The sequence below is a fragment of the Streptomyces sp. CNB091 genome, from assembly GCF_000377965.1.
The window spans coordinates 25,201-48,719 of sequence record NZ_KB899003.1; the positions used below are offsets into that span (position 1 = coordinate 25,201).

Sequence of the window (23,519 nt, forward strand, 5' to 3'; positions counted from 1 at the left end):
ACCTTGGTAACCCGCACCCCCGCCGGTGCTCAAACACCCCATCTACGAAGAAAAGCCGTAGAGAGGACTGGGGGAATTCGTCGCGCTTGTCCCTTTGCGGGGAGTCGACGCGGGCCACGAAATCCTTCGCACGGAAGACGTTTAACGCCTGCTCCATAAGCACTTTTCCGGACATGGCACCGCGAAAAGGCCGTACCGCCCAGAACCTCGGAAGGGCCCGCCGAGGCCGGGCCGAAGGTCCCGCGGCCGCTCACGGCCTCTTCTCCTAGCTTGGGTAGTAGGCCTGTTTCGGCCTGTGCGCCTTGTCACCGCCGGTGGGACCTAGGTCCTTCCGATTCGGGACCTTCGGCCTGCTACTTCACTACGCTGACGGGAAAGCGGCACCGCACCCCGGGGGGACCCCATGACGGCCGAGAACACCCACGTACCGGAGACCCGCGCACCGGAAACCCACGTACCGGACACGCACGCACCGGGCAGCCACGCGCTGGACGGCATCGAGCTCGCCGATGCCGTCGCGTCCATCCGCAACCAGCTCATCGACGCGGCGACCCGGGCCACGGACCACCCGGTCTCGTTCGCGGTCGGCGACATCCAGATGGAGTTCACCCTCGAACTGCGCCGGGAGGCCAGGACGGGCGGCAAGGTGAAGGCGTGGGTGGTCGAGGCGGGCGCGGACGTCGCCCGCACCACGGGCCGCACGCACAAGGTGGCCTTCACCCTGACCCCGCGCAACGCCGCCACGGGCGAGGCGTGGGAGATCGGGACGGAGGACGACGGTTCGACGGCGGGGTTCGGTGACGGGGCGGGGCGCCCGTGAGTGCGCCGCACACCACCGCCACCCATTTCGCCGACCGCACGGTGGTCGTCTCCGGCGACCTCCAGGGCAGCGGCGTTCTGCTCACCGACCGGCTGGTCCTGACCTGCGCCCATGTCGTCAAGTCCGGCTCCGTCCTCATCGCCCACCCCGCGCTCCCGGACCGGATACGGGCCACCGTCACCTGGATCGACTACCGGCTGGACGTGGCCTTGCTGGAGGCCACCGAGCCGGTGCAGCCGATCCCCCCGGCGCGGCTCGGCGTGCTGGACACCCGCGAGGCGATCCCGGGGTGCGAGATCACCGGCTTCCCACGTGTGCAGCGCTACGGTGGCGGCCGCCGCAGGAGCCTGGAGGTGGACCAGTACACGGTGACCGTCCTGCCCATGGCGGGCCGCGTGCGTGACCTGTTGGTCTGCGACCTGGACAGCCCACCCGCCGTCCGCCCGGACGACGAGTCCCCGGCCCTGTCCGGACTCTCCGGCGGCCCTGTCTTCGCCGGGGACATCCTCCTGGGTCTCGCCCGCGGGGTTCCGCAGCAGCGCGGGGGCCGCCGCGTCGAGTGCGTACCGCTCGGCCCGGTCCTCGCGGCGGAGCGCTTCCTTCAGGCCTACCGCAGGGCCGGCGCCCTGCTGCGCGAGGAACGCGTCCACGGCAACTTCCCGAGAGACCTGCGGTATGAGGCGGAGTACGCGCAAGCTCTCGGCGTCGCCTACCGCCGCACGAAGATCTTCGGCCTGGACGAGCTGAGCCGGCACGACGCCGAGTGGGACCTGGACACCGCCTACCTCAGCCTGGAGGCCCAGGCGCAGGACCGGGCCGCTCCCGGGCCCCCCGCGGCCCACGCCCCACCCCTCCCCCAACGCGTCCACACCCTCCTCGCCGACCGGCCCCGTGTCCTGCTGCGCGGCGAGGCGGGGGCGGGCAAGACAACGCTGCTGTGGTGGCTTGCCGCCCACGCCTCGGCCCGCACCCTCGACGACGACCTGGCCCCACTCAACGGGCTGGTCCCCTTCGTGGTGCCCGTGCGCACCCTACGGGCCCGCGGGGCGACCTTCCCGGGCCCGGCCGAGCTGTCGGGTGCGGCGGGACTGGTGGTCGACGGGGCGCCGGAGGGCTGGGCGGGCCGGGTCTTGGAGTCGGGGCGGGCGCTGCTCCTGGTGGACGGGCTGGACGAGGTACCGCCGGAGGAGCGCGAGCAGGCGCATTCCTGGCTCACCCAGCTGCTGGCCCGCTACCCGGACACCCGGTGCGTCGCGACCGTACGACCGCTCGCTGTCGAGGCGGACTGGCTGCGCACCGAGGGCTTCGCGGAACTGCGGCTGCTGCCGATGCGCAATGAGGACATCCAGACGTTCGTGGCTTCCTGGCACCGGGCGGCCCGACTGTCCGAGCAGGACGATGCTGAGCGGCTCGACGCACTCGAACGCGACCTGTCCCGCCAGTTCGACCAGAATCCCACGCTCCGTGACCTGGCCCGTACACCGCTGCTCTGCGCGGTGATCTGCGCGCTGCACCGCCGCCGCGACGGCTTCCTCCCGGAGACCCGCTGGAAGCTGTACCGCTCGGCGCTGGAGATGCTTCTGGGCCAGCGCGACCATCGCCGTCGGATCGCGGACCCCGAGGGCATCGAGCTGGACGTCGAGGAATCCACCCAGCTCCTCCAGCGGATCGCCGTCTGGCTGGTCCGCGAAGGCCAGTCTGAGTTCACCCGGGGCCAGGCGCTGCGCCAACTCGGCCGCGCGCTGACGGGAATGGACCGGGTCAGGCCCCAGGGCCCGCCCGAGCAGATCCTCACCCATCTGCTCAACCGCAGCGGTCTGCTCCAGGAGCGCGCCGACGGCGCCTACCAGTTCATCCACCGGACGTTTCAGGATTACCTGGCCGCGAAAGAACTCGTCGAGGACGATCACCTCAACGAACTGCTGCGGCACGCGGACGAGGAGCCCTGGCAGGACGTGGTCCTGTTGGCGGCGGGTCATTGCGGACGCCGAGAACTGGCCACGCTGGTACAAGGGTTACTGGACGCCGGCTTCTATTACTCGGAGAACACAGCCGACCGGGCACACCTCCACGTCCTGGCCGCCCTGTGCGCCGAGCACGCGGTCTGGCTGGACGAGGTGGTGAGTCAACGGGTCCGGCAGCGTACGGCGGCACTGTTCCCGCCTGCGGACGAGGACCAAGTGGAGGCCCTGAGCCGCCTGGGCGAGGCCGCACTGGAATTTCTGCCAGATCCGGAGAACCTGCCCGCTGATCACCCATCGGTTCGCCGTGTCATCCAGTTACTGGGAAGGATCGGAGGCCAGGCGGCAGTCCCGCGTGCTCGCGCATGGGCATTGGCGCGACCCGATCTGGGCCACGAGTTCATCAGGGACTGGAGCAACTTCCCGCCGGACGAGTACGCGTCCGAGGTACTCGAGATCTGCCGACTCGCAGGGGACTTCGTTCTGGTCTCCCGCAAACACGTGAGCTACCTGCCTCGCTTGACGGACATCGACCAGGTCCTGATGAGAGGCGATATTTCTGAGGCGGAGTTCCGAAAGGCCTTCGAGGCTCACTGCCTCACCCGACTGGGGTTCGATGACAACCAGCTGATCAGTGACCTCGGCGTGGTGGCCTCGTCCGTGCCGGACCTGGTGCTTCTCCATCTGTCGAGATGCTCCGCCATCCAGGATTTCGATGCGCTGATGGACTTCGCGGCGCTGGACAGCCTGGGCCTGTACCACTGTGGTCCGGCCCGGCTGGACGAGTTACCGGCCCTCCCCCGAGTCATCTACTTGAGCATGCACTGCGACAGTCCCATCAGCCTGGAGGGGCTCGCGTGCTGGGAATCGCTGACGTCGCTAGCCCTGTCCCGGCCCGCCTCGTTCACCGATGTGGCAGCGGAGTTACGAGCGCACGCGGGCATCGTCCTCCTCAAGCTCGCCTCAGCCCCGTCGGCTGCCGACTGCCGCGCTGCCGGGCCGGTTCCCTCCGTCGAACACCTCACTCTCGACAACCTCGATGACGGGGAATGCCTGCCTCTCCTGCGGCAGACCTTCCCCGCACTCCGGTCGCTCACATTGCACAACGCCGCCGCGTCTACACCGGCAGACCTCATGCAGCTGCGCAACTGGCCGGGTCTGGTGCTGACAGTGCTGGACACCGAAAAGGGGCTGCCCCGGACCGGTACGGATACCGGTTCCGGGGCAGCCCCTTCACACACGCTCGGGCTGACGCCCTAGGCGCGTGTCACGCGTCCTTCGTGAGGTTCGGGCCGGCGCCGCCTGCCGCCTGCTCGATCGGCGGGACGTCGGGCAGAGCCGACTTCTCCTCGCCGCGGAAGGTGAACGTCTTCTCGTCACCCTCGCCCTCGGTGCCCACGACCACGATGTGACCGGGACGCAGCTCACCGAAGAGGATCTTCTCCGAGAGGATGTCCTCGATCTGCCGCTGGATCGTCCGGCGCAGCGGCCGGGCGCCCATCACGGGGTCGTAGCCCTTCTTGGCGAGCAGCATCTTGGCCTCGCCGCTGAGCTCGATGCCCATGTCGCGGTCCCTGAGGCGCTCGTCGACCTTGGCGAGCATGAGGTCGACGATCTGGATGATGTCTTCCTCGGTCAGCTGGTGGAAGACGACCGTGTCGTCGACACGGTTGAGGAATTCCGGCCGGAAGTGCTGCTTGAGCTCCTCGTTGACCTTGGTCTTCATCCGCTCGTAGTTCGTCTTGACGTCGCCCTGGGCGGCGAAGCCCAGGTTGAAGCCCTTCGAGATGTCCCGGGTCCCGAGGTTGGTCGTCATGATGATGACCGTGTTCTTGAAGTCCACGACCCGGCCCTGGGAGTCGGTCAGGCGACCGTCCTCCAGAATCTGGAGCAGGGAATTGAAGATATCGGGGTGGGCCTTCTCGACCTCGTCGAAGAGGACGACGGAGAACGGCTTGCGGCGCACCTTCTCGGTGAGCTGCCCGCCCTCCTCGTAGCCCACGTAGCCGGGGGGCGAACCGAAGAGACGGGAAACCGTGTGCTTCTCGCTGAACTCCGACATGTCGAGGGAGATCAGCGCGTCCTCGTCGCCGAAGAGGAATTCGGCGAGCGTCTTGGAGAGCTCGGTCTTACCGACACCGGACGGGCCGGCGAAGATGAACGAGCCACCGGGGCGCTTCGGGTCCTTCAGACCGGCTCGCGTACGGCGGATCGCCTGCGAAAGGGCCTTGATGGCGTCCTTCTGCCCGATGACGCGCTTGTGGAGCTCGTCCTCCATGCGCAGCAGACGGGAGGACTCCTCCTCCGTCAGCTTGAAGACCGGGATTCCGGTGGCCGTGGCCAGGACTTCGGCGATGAGCTCGCCGTCGACCTCGGCGACGACGTCCATGTCGCCGGCCTTCCACTCCTTCTCCCGCTTGGCCTTCGCCGCCAGCAGCTGCTTCTCCTTGTCGCGGAGGGAAGCCGCCTTCTCGAAGTCCTGGGAGTCGATGGCCGACTCCTTGTCGCGGCGGACGCCCGCGATCTTCTCGTCGAACTCGCGGAGGTCCGGCGGCGCGGTCATCCGGCGGATGCGCATGCGGGAACCGGCCTCGTCGATCAGGTCGATCGCCTTGTCCGGCAGGAAGCGGTCCGAGATGTACCGGTCGGCCAGGGTCGCGGCCTGGACCAGCGCCTCGTCCGTGATGGAGACCCGGTGGTGGGCCTCGTAACGGTCGCGCAGACCCTTGAGGATCTCGATGGTGTGCGGCAGCGACGGCTCCGCGACCTGGATGGGCTGGAAGCGGCGCTCGAGAGCGGCGTCCTTCTCCAGGTGCTTGCGGTACTCGTCGAGCGTGGTGGCGCCGATGGTCTGGAGCTCACCGCGCGCCAGCATGGGCTTCAGGATCGAAGCCGCGTCGATGGCGCCTTCCGCGGCACCCGCACCGACGAGCGTGTGGAGCTCGTCGATGAACAGGATGATGTCGCCGCGGGTGCGGATCTCCTTGAGGACCTTCTTCAGGCGCTCCTCGAAGTCACCTCGGTACCGGGAGCCGGCGACCAGGGCGCCGAGGTCCAGGGTGTAGAGGTGCTTGTCCTTGAGGGTCTCGGGCACCTCGCCCTTGACGATCGCCTGGGCCAGGCCCTCGACGACCGCCGTCTTGCCGACGCCGGGCTCGCCGATGAGGACCGGGTTGTTCTTGGTCCGGCGGGACAGCACCTGCATGACCCGCTCGATCTCCTTCTCGCGCCCGATGACCGGGTCGAGCTTGGACTCACGAGCGGCCTGGGTGAGATTCCGGCCGAACTGGTCGAGCACCAGGGACGTGGAGGGCGTGCCCTCGGCGGGACCGCCTGCGGTGGCCGCCTCCTTGCCGCCCGAATACCCGGAAAGCAGCTGGATGACCTGCTGCCGGACCCGGTTCAGGTCGGCGCCCAGCTTCACGAGGACCTGGGCGGCGACGCCCTCGCCCTCGCGGATCAGGCCGAGCAGGATGTGCTCGGTGCCGATGTAGTTGTGGCCCAGCTGAAGTGCCTCGCGGAGCGACAGCTCCAGGACCTTCTTGGCTCGCGGGGTGAAGGGGATGTGCCCGGAAGGAGCCTGCTGCCCCTGCCCGATGATCTCCTCCACCTGCTGGCGGACCGCCTCGAGCGAAATCCCGAGGCTCTCCAGGGCCTTAGCGGCGACACCCTCACCCTCATGGATCAGGCCCAGGAGGATGTGCTCGGTGCCGATGTAGTTGTGGTTGAGCATCCGGGCTTCTTCCTGAGCCAGGACGACAACCCGCCGCGCGCGGTCGGTGAACCTCTCGAACATCGTTAATCGCTCCTCAGAGCGGTCGGTCAGTGAGGGGTCGGTCCCCTCCCAGTCCTTCCGCATGCTAGTCCCGCAGGACGGGACAGCTCATTCCAACTGCCGACATCCGTCCGGATCACCCCGCGCCGGGCGGGGATTCTTACTGCCGAACAGCTGACAACTGCTCCAACCCGATGGTGCGAGACGATGTTCCCGCAGGCCAGGCAGATACCCCTTTCGCCAGTACGCCGATGGCGAACGTGAGACGCCTCGGCCAGCGTGTCGCCCCTTCCCACTAGGAAAGTCTTACCCGCAATCACTGACAGTCCATGCGGCGCGCCCCGGTTCCCTCCGCTACGGGCGAACATCCTTGCGCTGCTGAACGCTCTCGCACGCCCCCGCGGCCAGGACTGAACGTGATTCCCTGGCGACCCTGCGTAACCCCGGAGGCGGTTCGGCTGTTCATCGGACATGCCTCCCACCGTCCCCCAGCCCCGATCGTCACCCGACGCCGCTCCGGGTTCGGCCGACGCCGCACTCGCTCAGCGGTACGCGAGGGAGCTGGGCTGGGCCACCGTGGGACGGGCTCCGCTGCGACTGCTCACCGGGGCGCTCTTCGATGTGCTGGAGCTGCCCGCCGAGGCCGGTCACGCCGTGCTGCGGCGCGGGGTGCGCACCGGTCCCGTGCTGCTGTCCGGTGCGCGGATGGGGCTGCTGGTCGCCGCGGGCGGCGCCGATGAGCTGCCGGGGCTGCTCGACTGGCTGGAGTGGGGCCCGGTCGCCCTGGACCTGACCGCCGTGGGCGCGGGGGGCCGCGTCACGGCCCCGCCTCTCCCGGGCGCCCCGGGGGACTCGCCGGGGGCCGCTGTCTGGCTGCGGCCCCCAGAGCCGAGGCGTGCGCCCGACAGGATGCTGCCGGCCTTCGCGGGCTTCGGGAGCAGCGGTGGGGATGCCCCCGATCTCGTACGCCTGGTGGACGCCGCGGCAACCGAATGCCATCGGGTCCGGCTGTCACGCGCCCGTTCCGGGGCGCCGACAAGGGGTGGAGCGGATCAGCCGTTGGCCTTCTCGTAAGCCTCGCGGATCTCTGCGGGGACGCGGCCGCGGTCATTCACGTTGTGGCCGTTCTCCCGCGCCCACCGGCGGATTTCCGCGGTGTCCTTGTTACCGCCGGCCACGGCGCGGCCCTTGCCACGGCCCGTGGCGGCACGGCCACCGGTGCGACGTCCACCCTTGGTGTAGGGCTCGAGAAGGCCGCGAAGCTTGTCCGCGTTGGCCGTGGTGAGGTCGATCTCGTACGTCTTGCCGTCAAGGGCGAACGTGACGGTCTCATCGGCCTCGACGCCGTCGAGGTCATCGACAAGAAGGACCTGAACCTTCTGTGCCACGGGATTTCCTTTCATCGAAAATGGAGTACGCGGAAAGGAAACCGCTTTTCCCTCGAAAACACAAACCCCCTGCAGAGGCTCAGCAGCCCGAGAAGACAGGAAACGTGCGCGATTCGGACATAGGGTTGCAGGTCCTTCTGCAGATCACAGGTGCAGAAGCATGCGGCTGTTGCCCAAGGTGTTCGGCTTCACTCGTTCGAGACCGAGGAACTCCGCGACACCCTCGTCGTACGAACGCAGCAGCTCACTGTAGACATCGGTGTCCACAGGCGTCTCCCCGATCTCGACGAAGCCGTGCTTCGCGAAGAAGTCCACTTCGAAGGTGAGACAGAAAACCCTGCGGACACCGAGCCATCGCGCGGTCTGCAAGAGCTTGTCCAGTACGTGGTGCCCGACTCCCGCCCCCCTGATGCGGGGGTCGACGGCAAGGGTCCGCACTTCCGCCAGGTCTTCCCACATGACGTGAAGTGCGCCGCAGCCGATGACTGTCGCGTCCTCGTCGCGTTCCGCGACCCAGAACTCCTGGATGTCCTCGTAAAGGGTGACGGTCGCTTTGTCGAGCAGGATGCCTCCGGACACGTACCCGTCGAGGAGTCGTCGTACGGACGTGACATCACTCGTCCTGGCCCGCCGGACGGTGAGGGCGGGCTTATTTACCGACGGGTCGGTATGGAGTTCGGTATCCGGATCGTTTCGTGGCTGCTCTGGGGACATGCCCCGACGCTATCTCCCGCTCTCCGGCTCCACGTCATCGGCCGGGGCGTCATCTCCGCCGGCGTCGGCGGTCGGTTCCGCGGGGTTGCCGGAGGATTCGGCGGGGTTGCCGGAGGATTCGGCGGGGTTGACGGAGGATTCGGCGGGGCTGGGGGAAACCATGCGAACAGCGTCCTGCAGCGCTTCGCGCTGTTCGGCGGACATCATGCCGAAGAACGCGACAAGTGCGGCGGCGGGGTTGTCACTGCGTGACCAGGCTTCGTTCATCAGTGCGGCCGAGTAGGCGGCCCTGGTGGAGACGGCCGTATATCGATAGGCCCGGCCGTCGACTTCCCTGCGGACCCAGCCCTTCTGATGGAGATTGTCCATTACCGTCATCACGGTCGTGTAGGCGATGGACCGTTCCTGCTGAAGGTCCTCAAGGACTTCCCGCACGGTGACCGGTCGGTTCCATTGCCAGACGCGTGTCATCACGGCGTCTTCGAGGTCTCCCAAGGGGCGGGGCACAGGATCATTTTAGTGCTAGATGTCCTGAATGTTCTGGTATTTACACAGCGAAAGAGCGCACGGCTCCGATGAGTCGTGCGCTCTTGGGGTGCGCGTCGGGAGGATTACGGGGCGGACGGGCCGCTCGCGCGATCAGGCATTCTCCGGACGAGCGGTCTGCTTTACGGATTCCGCGCGGGCGAGCGCCGCGTCCACCATGGCGTCCTCCTTGGTCTTGTTCGGACCGCCCTGGCTCTTGACGATGATCACGATCAGGGCGATGAAGAAGACGGCCATCACCACGGGGGGCACGAGCGCGGATACGTAGTCCATGCCGTCCAGAGTAGCGAGCCCGGAACGGTCCGACGCGGCGACCTCCTGGTGGGCGGCCGCCGCGTCGGACACCGCGCGGAGGTCAGCCGGCCGCCCGCTCCTCGGACGGCGGCGGCGCGGGGCGACGGCGCGGCGGGAAGACCTCGGAGGGCTTGGGCATCGGGCGGTCGCCGGGCTTCCGCGGGCGCTCCGGGGCGGCCGGGGTGCTGGGCCGGTCAGGTTCCCGGTCGGCGGCGCGGCCGCCGGGCAGGGCGAGCAGCCGGCTGCGGGGACCGGGGGCCGTGAGTCCGGCGGAGCGGCCGGCGAGCCGGGCCCGTACGGAACGCTCGGCGAGCACCTGGCAGCGCTCCAGGAGGGCCGCCGCGAGCCGCCCGCCGCGCAGGGCCCGCAGGGCGGCCAGATCGTCCGGGCGGGGGTCGTAGCCGGCCGCCAGGGCGTCCTGGAGCAGCTCCAGGTAGCCGGCGGCGGAGCCGGGGAGGGCGTTGCGGTAGCGGGCGAGGTCGGCGAGGAGGAACGCTCGCAGCCGACCCGCCTCGCCGACCGCCTCGTCCACGGAGCCGGCGAGCCGCAGGCAGTCCTGGACGTCCTCGTCGGACAGGGGCATGGGGTGGAGGGCGATGGCAAGGGCACGTCGGAGCACCCGCAGCTCGTCCGCGCTGAACGCCATGCCGCCTCGTGAACCGTAGGGCGTGGGCATAACGCGACAATACGTGCTAAATGGACAAAATCCGTTTAACTGGTCGTCGGTGGCGCGGCGTACCCCGGCGGTGTCCCGGCCCCCGCCCCCGGCCGTCGCCGCGCCGTCGCCGCAGGTACCGCCCGGTTCCGGCGGAACGCCCCCTACGACCGGGAGGCGTTCCGCTCGTACACCAGGCGCAGCCCGATGAGCGTCAGCCACGGCTCGTGCTCGTCGATGACCGAGGACTCCCCCAACACCATCGGAGCAAGGCCGCCCGTCGCGATGACGGTGACGTCGTCCGGGTCGGCCGCCAGCTCCTTCTTCATCCGGGCCACCACCCCGTCGACCTGGCCCGCGAAGCCGTAGACGATGCCGGACTGCATGGCCTCGACGGTGTTCTTGCCGATCACGCTGCGCGGCCGGGCCAGCTCGATCTTGCGGAGCTGGGCGCCCTTGACGCCGAGGGCCTCGACCGAGATCTCGATGCCGGGGGCGATCACCCCGCCGGTGTACTCGCCGCGCGGGGAGACCGCGTCGAAGGTGGTGGCGGTGCCGAAGTCGACGACGATCGCCGGGCCCCCGTACAGCTCGACGGCGGCGACCGCGTTGACGATGCGGTCCGCGCCGACCTCCTTGGGGTTGTCCATCAGGATCGGCACGCCCGTCTTGACGCCGGGCTCCACCAGGACCGCGGGCACGTCGCCGTAGTAGCGGCGGGTGACCTCGCGCAGTTCGTGCAGGACCGAGGGGACGGTGGCGCAGATCGCGATGCCCTCGATGCCGTCGCCCAGCTCCATGCCGAGCAGCGGGTGCATGCCCATCAGGCCCTGGAGCAGGACGGCCAGCTCGTCGGCGGTGCGGCGGGCGTCCGTGGAGATCCGCCAGTGCTCGACGATCTCCTCGCCGTCGAAGAGGCCGAGGACCGTGTGCGTGTTGCCGACGTCGATGGTGAGCAGCATCAGGCGTCGGCCCCGTCGGTGGCGGAGGCGTCGGCGTCGGCGTCGCGGAAGTCCAGGCCGATGTCGAGGATCGGCGAGGAGTGGGTGAGCGCCCCGACCGCGAGGTAGTCGACGCCCGCGTCGGCGTAGGCGCGGGCCGAGTCGAGGGTCAGCCGGCCGGAGGACTCCAGGACCGCCCGGCCGGCGACCAGGGCGACGGCCTCGGCGGTCTCGGCCGGGGTGAAGTTGTCCAGCAGGATCAGGTCGACGCCCGCGTCCAGCACCTCACGGACCTGGTCCATCGTGTCGACCTCGACCTCGATGGGCAGCTCGGGGAACTCGGCGCGGACCCGCTTGAAGGCCTCGGCGACGCCGCCCGCGGCGATCACGTGGTTGTCCTTGACCAGGGCCGCGTCGGAGAGCGACATGCGGTGGTTGACGCCGCCGCCGCAGCGCACCGCGTACTTCTCCAGCGCGCGCAGGCCCGCCGTCGTCTTGCGGGTGTCGCGGACCTTGGCCTTGCTGCCCTCCAGCACGTCCGCCCAGGCGCGGGTGGCGGTCGCGATGCCGGAGAGGCGGCAGAGCAGGTTCAGCGCGCTGCGCTCGCCGGTCAGCAGGTCCCGGGTGCGGGTGGTGACGGTCAGCAGCTTCTCGCCGGGGGCGATCCGGTCGCCGTCCTCGACGTGCCGCTCGACCTCGAACTCCTCGGTGCAGACGATCGACAGGACCGCCTCGGCGACCCGGAGCCCGGCGACGACGCCCGCCTCCCGGGCGGTGAAGTCACCGGTGATCACGGCGTCCTCCGGCACGGTCGCCACGGTCGTGACGTCCACCCCGCCGTCGAGGTCCTCCTCGATCGCCACATGGGCGACGTCCTCGACCTGGACGGGGTCGAGCCCCGCCCGGGCCAGCAGCAGGGCGAGCGCGGGGTCCAGGCCGCACTCCAGGGCCTCGGGGTCGAACCCGTCGTCACCGCCGCAGCCGCAGCCGTCGCCGCAGCCGCCTTCCGCCGGTACGGAGGATGCGGGCGCGCCGACGCTGATCAGCGGTACGTCCACGGGTGTGGGGCGCGGATTCTCTTCGGGCGTGCTCACGGTGACGGCTCCTCGGGGGCGTGGCGGGCGGTGCGGGTCGGGCGGGTGATTCTCGTGTGCCGCCGGTGCCGCCGTGGGGTGTCCGGCGGTGCGGCTGCTTCCAGCAGTCTGCTCAATCGGAGGGGCGTACGGGCGGGAACGCGGCGGTCTCCGTGCGGTGCACGACCGGGGTGCGGTCCGGCGCGATACGGACGACCAGGTGGCTGCGGCCGTGGGCGTCGTCGCGGTCGGGCCGGTCCTCCCGCCAGTGGCAGCCACGGGTCTCCTCACGGTCCCGGGCGGCGGCGACCAGGACCCGGGAGACCAGGAGCAGGTTGGTGACCTCCCAGGCGTCGACCCCGGGGACGACCGCCTTGGCGTCTCTCGGCCCCTCCGCGTCGGCGGCGGCCTCGCGGTGCAGGGCCTCCAGCTCCTCGGCGGCGGCGGCCAGGCTGTCGGCGGAGCGCAGGACTCCGGCGCCCCGGGTCATGGCGCGCTGGATCGCCGTACGTGCCTCGGGGGCCAGCAGCGGGACGGGGTCGCCGGCAGCCGGGCTCGCGGCCGGTTCGGTGCGGGGCGGGCGGGCCCCGGCGATGTCGGCGGCGATGCGCTCGGCGAAGACCAGGCCCTCCAGGAGGGAGTTGGACGCGAGGCGGTTGGCCCCGTGCACACCGGTGCAGGCGACCTCGCCGCAGGCGTACAGGCCGGGGACGGTGGTGCGGCCCCGCAGGTCGGTGCGGACGCCGCCGGAGGCGTAGTGCGCGGCCGGGGCGACCGGGACCGGCTCGGTCACCGGGTCGATGCCGTGGGACCGGCAGGCGGCCAGGATGGTGGGGAAGCGCTGCTCCCACATCCGCGCCCCGAAGTGCCGGGCGTCGAGATACATGTGCTCGGCGCCGTGCTCGTGCATGCGGCGGGTGATGGCCTTGGCGACGATGTCGCGGGGGGCCAGCTCGGCCAGCTCGTGCTGTCCGAGCATGAAGCGGACGCCGTCGCCGTCGACGAGATGGGCGCCCTCGCCGCGTACGGCCTCGGAGACCAGCGGCTGCTGGCCCTCGGAGTCCGCGCCGAGGAACAGGACGGTCGGGTGGAACTGGACGAACTCCAGGTCCGAGACCTCCGCCCCGGCCCGCAGCGCGAGCGCCACCCCGTCGCCGGTGGAGACGGGGGGGTTGGTGGTGGCGGAGAAGACCTGGCCCATGCCGCCGGTGGCCAGGACGACCGAGGGGGCCCGGACCGCGCCGACGCCGTCGTGCTGGCCCTCGCCCATGACGTGCAGCGAGACGCCCGCCGTACGGCCTTCGGCGTCCGTGAGCAGATCCAGGACCAGGGCGTTCTCGATGGTGTGCAGGGCGGCCTCGCGGACCGCGCCGACCAGGGCACGGGAGATCTCCGCACCGGTCGCGTCGCCGCCCGCGTGGGCGATGCGGCGGCGGTGGTGGCCGCCCTCGCGGGTCAGCGCGATGTCGCCGCTGGCGGTGGTGTCGAAGTGCGCGCCGGTGGTGATCAGCCGGCGTACGGCGTCGGGGCCCTCGGTGACCAGGGTGCGCACGGCCTCCTCGTCGCAGAGGCCCGCGCCCGCGACGAGGGTGTCGTCGAGGTGCTGCTCGGGGGTGTCGCCCTCGCCGAGCGCGGCGGCGATGCCGCCCTGGGCCCAGCGGGTCGAGCCGTCGTCGAGGCGGGCCTTGGTGACGACGACGGTGTCCAGGCCGGCGGCGGCGCAGCGCAGCGCCGTGGTGAGCCCGGCGACGCCGGAGCCGACCACGACGACGTCCGCGTCGATGGCCCAGCCGGGGGCGGGGGCGGTCAGCCGTATTCCGGTCACGTCAGGGCTCCGAAGGTGAGGGGGATGTTGTCGATGAGGCGGGTGTCCCCGACCCGGGCCGCGACGGCGAGGATCGCCTCCCCGCTCTCGCGGTCGTCCGGGATCTCGGTGAAGTCCGCCGGGTCCACCAGGGCCAGGTAGTCGAGGGCGAGCGGCGCCCTGTCCCGGGCGGCGGCGGCCTCCAGGATCGTCCGCGCGGCGGCCCGGACGGCTGCGGGCGCCCCGCCCGGCCGGACCAGCGCCACGGCCTGGGCGTCGGCGGCGGCGCGGGCCTCGCCGAGCCTGTTGAGCCCGGCGGCCCGGTCGCCGCCGGGCGCGGTGGCCCGGGCCCGCTCGTGCAGGGCCTGCTGGGCGGCGAGCCGGTCGCGGGCCGCGAACAGGGCGCGGGGCAGGGCGAGCGCGGTGTGCCGCTCCGCGGCGGTCAGGAAGCGGTTGCGGCTGGAGAGCGCGAGACCGTCCGGATCCCGGACGGTGGGCACGCCGGTGATCCGGACGCCGAAGTTCAGGTCGCGGACCATGCGGCGGATCAGGGCGAGCTGCTGGGCGTCCTTCTGCCCGTAGAACGCCTCGTCGGGGCGGGTGAGGTGGAGGAGCTTGGCGACGACGGTGAGCATGCCGTCGAAGTGCCCGGGGCGGGCCGCGCCTTCGAGGCGCTCGCCCATGGGGCCGGCGGTGATCCGGACCTGGGGCTCTCCGCCCGGATAGACCTCGTCCACGCCGGGGGCGAAGACCGCGTCGGCCCCCGCCGCCGCGGCGGTCTCCAGGTCGGCGTCCAGGGTGCGCGGATAGCGGTCCAGGTCGGCGGCCTCGCCGAACTGGAGGGGGTTCACGAAGACGGTGACCACGACCTGGCCGTCCGCACCCGCGGCTTCGCGCGCTGCGCGGATCAGGGAGGCGTGGCCCTCGTGGAGCGCGCCCATCGTCATGACGACGGCCCGCTCGGCCCCGGCGGGGCGGGACAGCGCGTCCAGCTCGGCGGCGGTGCGCAGGAGGGCGGGGCGGACCGTGCGCGTCATCGGGGCTCCCCGGGGCCGGTGCGGCCGGTGATCGGGGCGGGGACCGCTCCCGTACGGCCGGCGGTCGATGCCGGGGCCGGTCCCGTACAGCCGGTGATCGATGCCGGGGGCGGTCCCGTACAGCCGGTGATCGATGCCGGGGCCGGTCCCGTACAGCCGGTGATCGACGCCGGGGCCGGTCCCCTACAGCCGGTGATCGACGCCGGGGCCGGTCCCGTACAGCCGGTGATCGATGCCGGGGGCGGTCCCGTACAGCCGGTGATCGATGCCGGGGGCGGTCCCGTACGGCTGATGATCGTCCGGCCGGTGACCGTCCCGCTGGTGGGCGTCCCGCCGGTGACCGTCCCGCCGGTGATCGGCGTCATCGGGTCTCCCCCGGTCCGGGGCGGCGTTCCTGGTCGGCCAGGACGACGAGGAGGTCCTCGGCCAGCTCGGCCTTGAGCAGGCCGTGGGCGAGCGCCCGGTCGGCGGTGGCGCGGGCCATCGTGAGGTATCCGGCCACCGCCTGCGGGGCGTGCTCGCGCAGCTCGCCGATGTGGGCGGCGACCGTCCCCGCGTCCCCCCGGGCGACCGGGCCGGTCAGCGCGGCGTCGCCGGAGCGCAGGGCGTTGTCCAGGGCCGCGCCGAGCAGCGGGCCGAGCATCCGGTCGGGGGCGGCGACCCCGGCCTTGGCCAGCAGCTCCATCGACTGGGCGACCAGGGTGACCAGGTGGTTCGCGCCGAGGGCGAGGGCCGTGTGGTAGAGCGGGCGGGACTCCTCGGCGATCCACTCGGGCTCGCCGCCCATCTCGATGACCAGGGCCTGGGCGGCGAGCCGCAGCTCTTCGGGGGCGGTGACGCCGAAGGAGCAGCCGGCGAGCCGCTGCACGTCGACGGCGGTGCCGGTGAACGTCATCGCGGGGTGCAGCGCGAGCGGCAGGGCCCCGGCCCGCAGCGCGGGGTCCAGCACCCTCGCCCCGTACCGCCCGGAGGTGTGGACGAGCAGTTGGCCCGGCCGTACGGCGCCGGTCTCGGCGAGGCCCTCGACCAGCGTGGGCAGCACGTCGTCGGGGACGGTCAGCAGCACCAGCTCGGCGCGGGCCAGCACCTCGGCGGGCTCCACCAGGGGCACGTCGGGGAGCAGCTCGGCGGCGCGGCGCCGGGAGGCGTCGGAGACGCCGGACACGGCGACCGGGCGGTGCCCGGCGAGCCGGAGCGACGCGGCGAGGGCGGGTCCGACCCGGCCCGCACCGACGACGCCGACCGTGAGTCGGGCGGGGCGGTCCCTCGCGTCGAGGGGTTCCTTCGAAACTGGTGCGTTCACGCGGCGATGGCCTTCCGTTCCAGTCCGCGGGGGGTACCGGACGATTTCTCTGCATGCTACGCCAGCCGTTTCAGCGAAGCCCTCCGGCCGCCCACAGCCTGTGGATAACTTTCCCGGCCGGCCCCCTGCCCGCCCCCTGCCCATCCCCTGCCCGACCCCGGCGAGCTCCGGCGGGGCTCCGGACCGGCCGGGACGCCGGGCGGAAATCGGCGGGCGCGCGGCGGGAGGCACGGGCGATGATCGTCCCATGGTGACCATGGATGAGCAGGAGCGGCGGCGGCGCAGGCTGACCGCGTGGCGGGCGTCGCGGCGGACGCTGGCCCGGGTGGGCGCGGACGGCACGCTGGGCGAGCGGCTGGCGGCACTGGCCGCCGACGCCTCTTCCGTACACGACCTGGAGGACTGGACCGACGTGTACGGGGGCGGGGTCGTCGCCGATCTGGAGCGACGGGTCGCCGGGCTGCTGGGGATGGAGGCGGCGGCGTTCTTCCCGACCGGGACGATGGCCCAGCAGATCGCGCTGCGATGCTGGGCGGGACGTACGGGCGACGCGACGGTGGCGCTGCACCCCCTGTCCCACCCGGAGCTGCACGAGGGCGGGGCGCTGGGCGCGGTGAGCGGGCTGCGCACGGTGCATCCGACGTCCGAGCCGAGGCTGCCGAGCGCCGAGGAGGTCCGGGAGCACCCCGAGCCGTTCGGAACGCTGATGCTGGAGCTGCCGCTGCGGGACGCCGGGTTCGTACTGCCGTCCTGGGAGGAGCTGACGGCGGTGGTGGCGGCGGCCCGGGAGCGGGACGCGGTGGTCCACTTCGACGGGGCGCGGCTGTGGGAGTGCGCGCCGCACTTCGGGCGGGAGCTGCCGGAGATCGCCGCCCTCGCGGACAGCGTGTACGTGTCGTTCTACAAGTCCCTGGACGGGCTGTCTGGCGCGGTGCTGGCGGGCCCCTCCACGCTGGTGGAGGAGGCCCGGGTGTGGCGCCACCGGTACGGGGGGCTGCTCTTCCAGCAGTACCCGGCGGCGCTGTCCGCGCTGCTGGGCCTGGAGCGGGAGCTGCCTCGCCTCCCGGCGTACGTGGCCCACGCGAAGGTGGTGGCCGGTGCGCTGGCGGAGGGGTTGGCGGCGTCGGGGGTGCCGTGGTTCCGGGTGCGTCCGGAGCCGCCGCACACGCATCAGTTCCAGGTCTGGCTGCCGTACGGGGCCGACGTGCTGGACGAGGCGTCGGTGCGGCAGGCCGAGGAGACGGGCGTGACGCTGTTCCGGCGCTGGTTCGCCGGGGCGGGCGGGGCGGGGCTGCCCCTCCCGCCCGGGGTCTCGTGCACCGAGGTGACGGTGGCGGGGGCGGGTCTTGAGTGGTCGGCCGAGGATGTGCGGGACGCGGTGGCGGGGTTCGTGGGGTACCTGGAGCGGTAGGGCTTCGTCGAGTGGCCGTCCCGGCCTCGGAGCCCTGTCGAGTGACCGTCCCAGGCCTCGGAGCCCTGGCCAATGGCCGCCCCCGCCTCCCGGCCTTGGAGCCCTGTCCAGTGGCCGCCCCCCGGCCTCGGGGTTCCGTCCTCAAACGGCGGACGGGCTGGGTGTGGCGGCAGCGCGCATGGATTGACGGCCCCCGTCAAATGGCACGACGGCCCGCCCGCGTGCCCCCACTATGGAGAGGTGAGCGTGCACATAGACATCGCGGGCCTGCCCGCCGACCGCGTCGTTTTCGCGACCTCTCCCCTGGCCGAACTGGGCCTCGCCCTGCACGCGCTCTCCGAGCCCGGACACCATCCGGGGCTGCACGGCTGGGCCACCGCGACCGCGACGGCCCTGGAGCCCGACCTCGCGGACCGGCTGCTGGAGGCGGAGTTCCTCTGGCGGAACACCTTCTCCGACGTGTTCATGCCGTTCTCCGGGATCCGGGGCGGCGACGGCAGGACCGGGGCGACGCTCGCCGAGGACCTGGACCTGCTGGACAAGCTGGACGACGAGCGGTTCGTCGCCGCGGCCCTGGAGTTCACCTGCGCCAGTCATTACGGGGCCGGGTCGCCCTCACCGCTGAACGACGCGGGGATGCGGGGCCGCGCCCTGGACCTGGCGGCGGCGCGCGGCCCGCAGCAGATGGACTTCACCCGGCGGCTGCTGGCCGACCCCGCCTCCGTACGCGGCTGGGTCCGGCGGCTCTTCGAGGACTGCGACCAGGCGTTCTTCGCCGACACCTGGCGCCGGGTCTCCGTCCAGCTGGTCGCCGACGCCCGGCACAAGACGGAGCTGCTGCGGCGCAAGGGGCTGGCCGACGCGGTCGGGGCGGTGTCGTCCGCCGTGACGCTGGACGAGGGCGCGGACCGGATCAACGTCGACAAGCTGTCCGAGGGCCGGACCACCGCCGTCGACCCGGGCGTCGGCCGGGGCCTGACGCTCATCCCGACCAGCTTCGGCTGGCCGCATCTGATGGTGCTGCACGCCCCGGGCTGGCGGCCGGTGATCCACTACCCGGTCCACCTGCCCGACCTGCCGGCGCCCGCCTCCGTGGAACTGCTCCAGCTGCGCCTGGAGGCGCTGGCCCACCCGATGCGGATGCGGCTCTGCCGCAACCTGGCCCGCTCCCCGTACACCACCGGCGAGCTGGCCGACTCCAACGGCATCACCTCCCCCGAGGTCTCCCGCCATCTCTCCATGCTCAAGAAGGCCGGCCTGGTCACGACGCGCCGCCGCGGCCGCTACGTCCTGCACCAGCTGGACCTGACGGTCGTCGCCCGGCTCGGCAGCGACTTCCTGGAGGGCGTGCTGCGCTGAGCCCGTCAGCTTCCTGGAGGGCTCTCCCGCACCGAGACTCCTCAGCCCGCGCCGCCGCCTGCCCGGACCAGGCCGGTCTCGTAGGCGAGGACGACGACCTGGACCCGGTCGCGGAGGTTCAGCTTGGTGAGGATCCGGCCGACGTGCGTCTTGACCGTGGCTTCGGAGAGCACGAGCCGGGCGGCGATCTCCCCGTTCGACAGGCCCTGGGCGACCAGGAGCATGACTTCCCGTTCGCGCTCGGTGAGCTTGCTGACGTGCTTGTTCTTCGGCTCCTTCTCGCCGCTGGGCAGCATCGGCGAGAAGCGGTCGAGCAGCCGGCGGGTGGTGGACGGGGCGACGACCGCGTCGCCGCTGTGCACCGAACGGATCGCGGCGAGCAGCTCGGCGGGCGGCACGTCCTTGAGCATGAAGCCGCTGGCCCCCGCCTTCAGCCCGGAGAAGGCGTACTCGTCGAGGTCGAAGGTGGTCAGGATGAGCACCTTCGGCGGGTCCTGCTGCGCACAGATGCGGCGGGTTGCCTCGACACCGTCCAGCCGGGGCATGCGGACGTCCATCAGCACCACGTCGACGGCGGTGGACCGCAGGATCTCGATCGCCTCCGCACCGTCCCCGGCCTCGGCCACGACCTCCATGTCGGGCTGGGCCGCGAGCACCATCCGGAAGCCGGTCCGCAGCAGCACCTGGTCGTCGACGAGCATCACGCGGATGGCGGTGGTCATGGGGATCGTGTCCTGTCCTGGGGTCGGTCGTCGTGCCCTGGGGTCGGTCGTGGTGTTCGTTGTGGCGGCCGTGGTCGCTGTGGTCGCCTTGGCCGCCGTGGTCGTGAAAGGCGGGTCGACGACCGGGCGGCGGATCAGCCCGGGGGCTTGAGCGGCAGCAGGGCGCTGATCCGGAATCCGCCGCCGGGGCGGGGGCCCGCGTCCAGAGTGCCGCCGACCATGCCGATCCGCTCCCGCATCCCGATCATCCCGTGCCCGGCGCCGTCCGCGCCGCCGTCCTCGTACAGTTCGTGCGCCGCGCCCCGGCCGTCGTCCTCGATCAGCAGCCCGAGGCCGTCGTCGAAGTAGACCAGCCGGACGCTGGCCCCGGCGTCGGGTCCGCCGTGCTTGCGGGTGTTCGTCAGGGCCTCCTGGACGACCCGGTACGCGGTCAGCTCCACGCCGCTGGGCAGCGGGCGCGGGGTGCCCTCCACCTTGAAGTCGACCACCAGGCCGGTCTGCCGCACCTGCGCGACCAGGTCCTCGATCTGCTCCACATCGGGCTGGGGGACGTACTCCCCGCTCTCCGGGGCGTCACCGGTCCGCAGCACCCCGAGCAGCCGCCGCATCTCCGCGAGTGCCTGGCGGCCGGTACTGGAGATGGTCTCCAGTGCCTGCTTGGCCTGGTCGGGGGCGGCGTCCATGACATAGGCAGCGCCGTCGGCCTGGACGACCATCACGGAGACGTTGTGCGCGACGACGTCGTGCAGTTCGCGGGCGATCCGGGCCCGCTCGGCGGCGACCGCGACCTTGGACTGCGCCTCCCGTTCCCGCTCCAGGCGGGCGGCACGCTCCTCCAACTGGTCGAAGTAGGCGCGCCGGGTCCGCAGCGAGTCCCCGAGCACCCAGGCCAGCACGAACGGAACGGTCATGATGATCGTCACGAAGACCACCTGGGCCCAGGAACCCCCGGGCTCGGCCTCCCACCGCAGCTGCGACAGGGCCGCCGCGCTCAGGCTGCACACCAGGGCGAGCCGGGACGCCCAGCGCTCGCCGACCGTGGCGACGGTGTAGGTGATCACCAGCATCGCGAAGTCCCCGATACCGGGCCGGACGTCGAACACCAGCTGCACGACGCCCACCAGGATGGCGAGCAGCAGCATCTTCTCCGGGGCCCTGCGGCGCAGCGCCACCACCGTGGAGAGCCCCAGCACCACGGGAACGGCGACGATCTCCTCACGCCCGGCGTCGTACATGCCCGACGCCATCGACATGCCGGAGAGCCCGAGGAGGAAGACGGCCCAGAAGACGTCGACGCCCGTCGGGTGTCTGCGGATGAAATCGTAGAGGCGCTGCACGTAACCCAGCGTAGGGACAGCTGATCGGTGCCCGGGTCAACCGGAGGGTCGATCCGGGTCCTGGGACCGTACTCCCCAAGGTGGAGACTTGGCCATGTGACGGACGAGTGGCGTGGGTGGCGGGAGGCGGCTCAGGCCGCTCTGTACGGATACGAGGGCTTTTATCGCAGCCGGCTGCGGAGCCCGGAGGGGCCGGCGGGCCACTTCCGTACATCGGTCCACGCCTCGCCCCTTTTCGCGGCGGCGGTGGCCCGGCTGCTGACCGGAACGGCGCGGGAGCTGGGCACCGGCACGGTCGCGCTGGTCGACGTAGGGGCGGGGCGCGGCGAGCTGCTGACCGGAGTGCTGGCCGCGCTGGCCAGGCTGTCCGGCGGGCCGGACGTGACCGCGTACGCCGTCGAGGTCGCTGACCGGCCCCCGGGCCTGGACCCCCGGATCGAGTGGTGCGCGGAGCCGCCCGCGGGGGTCACCGGGCTGCTGTTCGCCAACGAGTGGCTGGACAACGTTCCGGCCGAGGTGGCGGAGGCGGACGCGGACGGCATCCCCCGGTACGTCCAGGTGCGGACCTCGGACGGCGCGGAGCGCCTCGGCGAGGCGGTGAGCGGGGCCGACGCGGCGTGGCTGGAGCGCTGGTGGCCGTTGACCGCGCCGGGCGAGCGGGCCGAGATCGGCCGGACCCGGGACGCGGCCTGGGCGCGGGCGGTCGGCTCCCTCACCGCCGGTCTCGCGGTGGCGGTGGACTACGCGCATGTACGGGGCGCCAGGCCGCCCTTCGGAACGCTGACCGGCTTCCGGGGCGGGCGCGAGGTGCGCCCGGTGCCGGACGGCTCCTGCGACCTGACCGCGCACGTGGCGCTGGACGCCTGCGCGGCGGCGGTCCCGTACGCGAGCGCGGAGCTGACCGATCAGCGGGCGGCGCTGCACCGGCTGGGCGTCGACGGCGGCCGGCCGCCGCTGAGCCTGGCCGCGACCGATCCCGCGGGCTACGTCACCGCTCTGTCGGCCGCGGGCGAGGCGGCGGAGCTGACGGCCCGCGGCGGCCTCGGTGACTTCGGCTGGCTGCTGCACCGGGTGGGGCCGGTGCGGCCGGATCGCGGGTGACCCCGTGGCGGGCCGGCCTCGGGGAATCGTGGCGGGCCGGCCTCGGGGAATCGTGGCGGGCCGGTCTCAGGGAATCGTGGCGGGCCGGCCTCGGGAAATCGTGGCGGGCCTGCGTCAGGGAATACTGTCCCGCATGACGGAGACGACGATCGGCATCGGCGGAGCGGCGGAGAGCACCGACATGGTGCTGAACATCGGTCCCCAGCACCCCTCGACGCACGGGGTCCTCCGGCTGCGGATCGTGCTGGACGGCGAGCGCGTACAGCACGCGGAGCCGGTCATCGGCTATATGCACCGGGGCGCGGAGAAACTCTTCGAGGCGCGTGACTACCGGCAGATCATCATGCTCGCCAACCGCCACGACTGGCTCTCCGCGTTCTCGAACGAGCTGGGCGTGGTGATGGCCGTCGAGCGGATGCTCGGCATGGAGGTCCCCGAGCGCGCCGTGTGGACGCGGACGCTGCTCGCCGAGCTGAACCGGGTCCTCAACCACCTGATGTTCCTCGGCTCCTACCCCCTCGAACTCGGCGGCATCACCCCGGTCTTCCACGCCTTCCGAGAGCGCGAGGAGCTCCAGGCAGTGATGGAGGAGGTCTCCGGCGGGCGGATGCACTACATGTTCAACCGGGTCGGCGGGCTCAAGGAGGACGTCCCGGCGGGCTGGGCCGGCCGGGTCCGCGACGCCGTCGCCTCCGTCCGCTCCCGCATGGACGTGTACGAGAACCTCGTCCTCGGCAACGAGATCTTCCGGGGCCGTACGCGCGACGTGGGCGTGCTGTCCGCCGCGGCGGTGCACGCGTACGGGGTGTCGGGGCCGATCGCCCGCGCCTCGGGCGTCGACTTCGACCTGCGGCGCGACGAGCCGTATCTCGCGTACGGGGAGCTCCAGGACACCCTGAAGGTCGTCACCCGGACCGAGGGCGACTGCCTGGCCCGCTTCGAATGCCTGCTGGAGCAGACCCTGGGCTCCCTGGACCTGGCGGACGCCTGCCTGGACCGGATGGCCCACCTGGCGCCGGGGCCGATCAACCAGCGGCTGCCCAAGGTGCTCAAGGCGCCGGAGGGCCACACCTACGCCTGGACGGAGAACCCGCTCGGCGTCAACGGCTACTACCTGGTGTCCAAGGGCGAGAAGACGCCCTACCGGCTGAAGCTGCGCTCCGCCTCGTTCAACAACATCCAGGCGCTCACCGAGCTGCTGCCGGGCACCCTGGTCGCCGACATGGTGGCGATCCTGGGCTCGCTGTTCTTCGTCGTCGGCGACATCGACAAGTAGGG

21 protein-coding genes are annotated in these 23,519 nt (G+C 71.8%); 7 read left to right on the forward strand and 14 right to left on the reverse strand.

Annotated features, from left to right (window positions below):
- Window positions 1-403: 403 nt before the first annotated feature.
- Window positions 404-820 carry a trypco2 family protein gene (locus tag D581_RS0123790; RefSeq protein ID WP_018959701.1) on the forward strand — a complete coding sequence of 139 codons (417 nt, stop codon included), beginning with the start codon at window positions 404-406 and terminating at the stop codon, window positions 818-820.
- Complete coding sequence (locus D581_RS0123795; RefSeq protein ID WP_018959702.1) at window positions 817-4,041, forward strand: serine protease; 3,225 nt, start codon at window positions 817-819, stop codon at window positions 4,039-4,041. The genes D581_RS0123790 and D581_RS0123795 overlap by 4 nt, the downstream gene beginning before the upstream one ends.
- A gap of 7 nt (window positions 4,042-4,048) precedes the next feature.
- Here the strand turns inward: D581_RS0123795 and D581_RS0123800 are convergent, their stop codons facing one another.
- On the reverse strand, window positions 4,049-6,577 hold the full coding sequence (locus tag D581_RS0123800) for an ATP-dependent Clp protease ATP-binding subunit (protein ID WP_018959703.1): 2,529 nt from the start codon (window positions 6,575-6,577) through the stop codon (window positions 4,049-4,051).
- A 450-nt stretch (window positions 6,578-7,027) separates the two neighbouring features.
- Between D581_RS0123800 and D581_RS0123805 the strand changes: the two genes are divergently transcribed.
- On the forward strand, window positions 7,028-7,630 hold the full coding sequence (locus tag D581_RS0123805; protein WP_018959704.1) for an SCO3374 family protein: 603 nt from the start codon (window positions 7,028-7,030) through the stop codon (window positions 7,628-7,630).
- Here D581_RS0123805 and D581_RS0123810 read toward each other — a convergent pair.
- The 11 genes from D581_RS0123810 to D581_RS0123860 all read right to left on the reverse strand — a co-directional run bounded on the left by D581_RS0123810 (window position 7,609) and on the right by D581_RS0123860 (window position 16,311).
- On the reverse strand, window positions 7,609-7,944 hold the full coding sequence (locus D581_RS0123810) for a histone-like nucleoid-structuring protein Lsr2 (RefSeq protein WP_003968298.1): 336 nt from the start codon (window positions 7,942-7,944) through the stop codon (window positions 7,609-7,611). The two genes, D581_RS0123805 and D581_RS0123810, sit on opposite strands and share 22 nt — an antisense overlap.
- A gap of 144 nt (window positions 7,945-8,088) precedes the next feature.
- Window positions 8,089-8,658, reverse strand: coding sequence for an amino-acid N-acetyltransferase (locus D581_RS0123815; protein ID WP_063738211.1), 570 nt, complete (start codon window positions 8,656-8,658; stop codon window positions 8,089-8,091).
- Between the two features lie 9 nt (window positions 8,659-8,667).
- On the reverse strand, window positions 8,668-9,129 hold the full coding sequence (locus tag D581_RS0123820; RefSeq protein ID WP_032752961.1) for a BlaI/MecI/CopY family transcriptional regulator: 462 nt from the start codon (window positions 9,127-9,129) through the stop codon (window positions 8,668-8,670).
- Between the two features lie 168 nt (window positions 9,130-9,297).
- Window positions 9,298-9,477, reverse strand: coding sequence for a hypothetical protein (locus D581_RS0123825; RefSeq protein WP_026290848.1), 180 nt, complete (start codon window positions 9,475-9,477; stop codon window positions 9,298-9,300).
- Window positions 9,478-9,559: 82 nt separating this feature from the next.
- Entirely contained in the window at window positions 9,560-10,144 is a 585-nt protein-coding gene (locus tag D581_RS0123830) for a hypothetical protein (RefSeq protein ID WP_018959708.1), read from the reverse strand.
- A gap of 173 nt (window positions 10,145-10,317) precedes the next feature.
- Entirely contained in the window at window positions 10,318-11,115 is a 798-nt protein-coding gene (locus D581_RS0123835) for a type III pantothenate kinase (RefSeq protein ID WP_018959709.1), read from the reverse strand.
- Window positions 11,115-12,188: a carboxylating nicotinate-nucleotide diphosphorylase gene (gene nadC / locus D581_RS0123840; RefSeq protein WP_018959710.1), complete on the reverse strand. Its 1,074-nt coding sequence runs from the start codon at window positions 12,186-12,188 to the stop codon at window positions 11,115-11,117. Before nadC ends, D581_RS0123835 begins: the two co-directional genes overlap by 1 nt.
- A gap of 112 nt (window positions 12,189-12,300) precedes the next feature.
- Window positions 12,301-13,992: an L-aspartate oxidase gene (locus D581_RS0123845; RefSeq protein WP_018959711.1), complete on the reverse strand. Its 1,692-nt coding sequence runs from the start codon at window positions 13,990-13,992 to the stop codon at window positions 12,301-12,303.
- On the reverse strand, window positions 13,989-15,008 hold the full coding sequence (panC, locus tag D581_RS0123850) for a pantoate--beta-alanine ligase (RefSeq protein ID WP_018959712.1): 1,020 nt from the start codon (window positions 15,006-15,008) through the stop codon (window positions 13,989-13,991). Before panC ends, D581_RS0123845 begins: the two co-directional genes overlap by 4 nt.
- Entirely contained in the window at window positions 15,005-15,373 is a 369-nt protein-coding gene (locus D581_RS0123855; protein WP_018959713.1) for a hypothetical protein, read from the reverse strand. The genes panC and D581_RS0123855 overlap by 4 nt, the downstream gene beginning before the upstream one ends.
- A complete protein-coding gene (locus D581_RS0123860; RefSeq protein WP_018959714.1) occupies window positions 15,370-16,311 on the reverse strand; it encodes a Rossmann-like and DUF2520 domain-containing protein in 942 nt (313 codons plus the stop codon). Before D581_RS0123860 ends, D581_RS0123855 begins: the two co-directional genes overlap by 4 nt.
- Before the next feature lie 247 nt (window positions 16,312-16,558).
- Between D581_RS0123860 and D581_RS0123865 the strand changes: the two genes are divergently transcribed.
- Window positions 16,559-17,722 (forward strand): beta-eliminating lyase-related protein, encoded by a 1,164-nt coding sequence (locus D581_RS0123865; RefSeq protein WP_018959715.1) that lies wholly within the window; start codon window positions 16,559-16,561, stop codon window positions 17,720-17,722.
- A 246-nt stretch (window positions 17,723-17,968) separates the two neighbouring features.
- Window positions 17,969-19,081 carry a DUF5937 family protein gene (locus tag D581_RS0123870; RefSeq protein ID WP_018959716.1) on the forward strand — a complete coding sequence of 371 codons (1,113 nt, stop codon included), beginning with the start codon at window positions 17,969-17,971 and terminating at the stop codon, window positions 19,079-19,081.
- Between the two features lie 41 nt (window positions 19,082-19,122).
- On the opposite strand, the gene D581_RS0123875 is transcribed toward D581_RS0123870, so the two are convergent.
- Window positions 19,123-19,803: a response regulator transcription factor gene (locus D581_RS0123875; protein ID WP_018959717.1), complete on the reverse strand. Its 681-nt coding sequence runs from the start codon at window positions 19,801-19,803 to the stop codon at window positions 19,123-19,125.
- 134 nt (window positions 19,804-19,937) lie between these two features.
- Window positions 19,938-21,140 carry a sensor histidine kinase gene (locus D581_RS0123885; RefSeq protein ID WP_018959718.1) on the reverse strand — a complete coding sequence of 401 codons (1,203 nt, stop codon included), beginning with the start codon at window positions 21,138-21,140 and terminating at the stop codon, window positions 19,938-19,940.
- A gap of 96 nt (window positions 21,141-21,236) precedes the next feature.
- Here D581_RS0123885 and D581_RS0123890 point away from each other — a divergent pair, with 96 nt between their 5' ends.
- Together D581_RS0123890 and D581_RS0123895 are read left to right on the forward strand one after the other, a co-directional pair.
- On the forward strand, window positions 21,237-22,241 hold the full coding sequence (locus D581_RS0123890) for an SAM-dependent methyltransferase (protein WP_018959719.1): 1,005 nt from the start codon (window positions 21,237-21,239) through the stop codon (window positions 22,239-22,241).
- Window positions 22,242-22,374: 133 nt separating this feature from the next.
- Window positions 22,375-23,517, forward strand: coding sequence for an NADH-quinone oxidoreductase subunit D (locus D581_RS0123895; protein ID WP_018959720.1), 1,143 nt, complete (start codon window positions 22,375-22,377; stop codon window positions 23,515-23,517).
- Window positions 23,518-23,519 lie beyond the last annotated feature (2 nt).

Bases quoted from the DNA above. Each gene is read 5' to 3' on its own strand.
- D581_RS0123805 (WP_018959704.1), top strand. From the start codon at position 7,028: ATGCCTCCCACCGTCCCCCAGCCCCGATCGTCACCCGACGCCGCTCCG.
- panC (WP_018959712.1), bottom strand. From the start codon at position 15,008: ATGACGCGCACGGTCCGCCCCGCCCTCCTGCGCACCGCCGCCGAGCTG.
- D581_RS0123800 (WP_018959703.1), bottom strand. From the start codon at position 6,577: ATGTTCGAGAGGTTCACCGACCGCGCGCGGCGGGTTGTCGTCCTGGCT.
- D581_RS0123815 (WP_063738211.1), bottom strand. From the start codon at position 8,658: ATGTCCCCAGAGCAGCCACGAAACGATCCGGATACCGAACTCCATACC.
- D581_RS0123830 (WP_018959708.1), bottom strand. From the start codon at position 10,144: ATGGCGTTCAGCGCGGACGAGCTGCGGGTGCTCCGACGTGCCCTTGCC.
- D581_RS0123875 (WP_018959717.1), bottom strand. From the start codon at position 19,803: ATGACCACCGCCATCCGCGTGATGCTCGTCGACGACCAGGTGCTGCTG.
- D581_RS0123835 (WP_018959709.1), bottom strand. From the start codon at position 11,115: ATGCTGCTCACCATCGACGTCGGCAACACGCACACGGTCCTCGGCCTC.
- D581_RS0123865 (WP_018959715.1), top strand. From the start codon at position 16,559: ATGGTGACCATGGATGAGCAGGAGCGGCGGCGGCGCAGGCTGACCGCG.
- D581_RS0123790 (WP_018959701.1), top strand. From the start codon at position 404: ATGACGGCCGAGAACACCCACGTACCGGAGACCCGCGCACCGGAAACC.
- D581_RS0123895 (WP_018959720.1), top strand. From the start codon at position 22,375: ATGACGGAGACGACGATCGGCATCGGCGGAGCGGCGGAGAGCACCGAC.
- D581_RS0123825 (WP_026290848.1), bottom strand. From the start codon at position 9,477: ATGGACTACGTATCCGCGCTCGTGCCCCCCGTGGTGATGGCCGTCTTC.
- D581_RS0123820 (WP_032752961.1), bottom strand. From the start codon at position 9,129: ATGACACGCGTCTGGCAATGGAACCGACCGGTCACCGTGCGGGAAGTC.
- D581_RS0123855 (WP_018959713.1), bottom strand. From the start codon at position 15,373: ATGACGCCGATCACCGGCGGGACGGTCACCGGCGGGACGCCCACCAGC.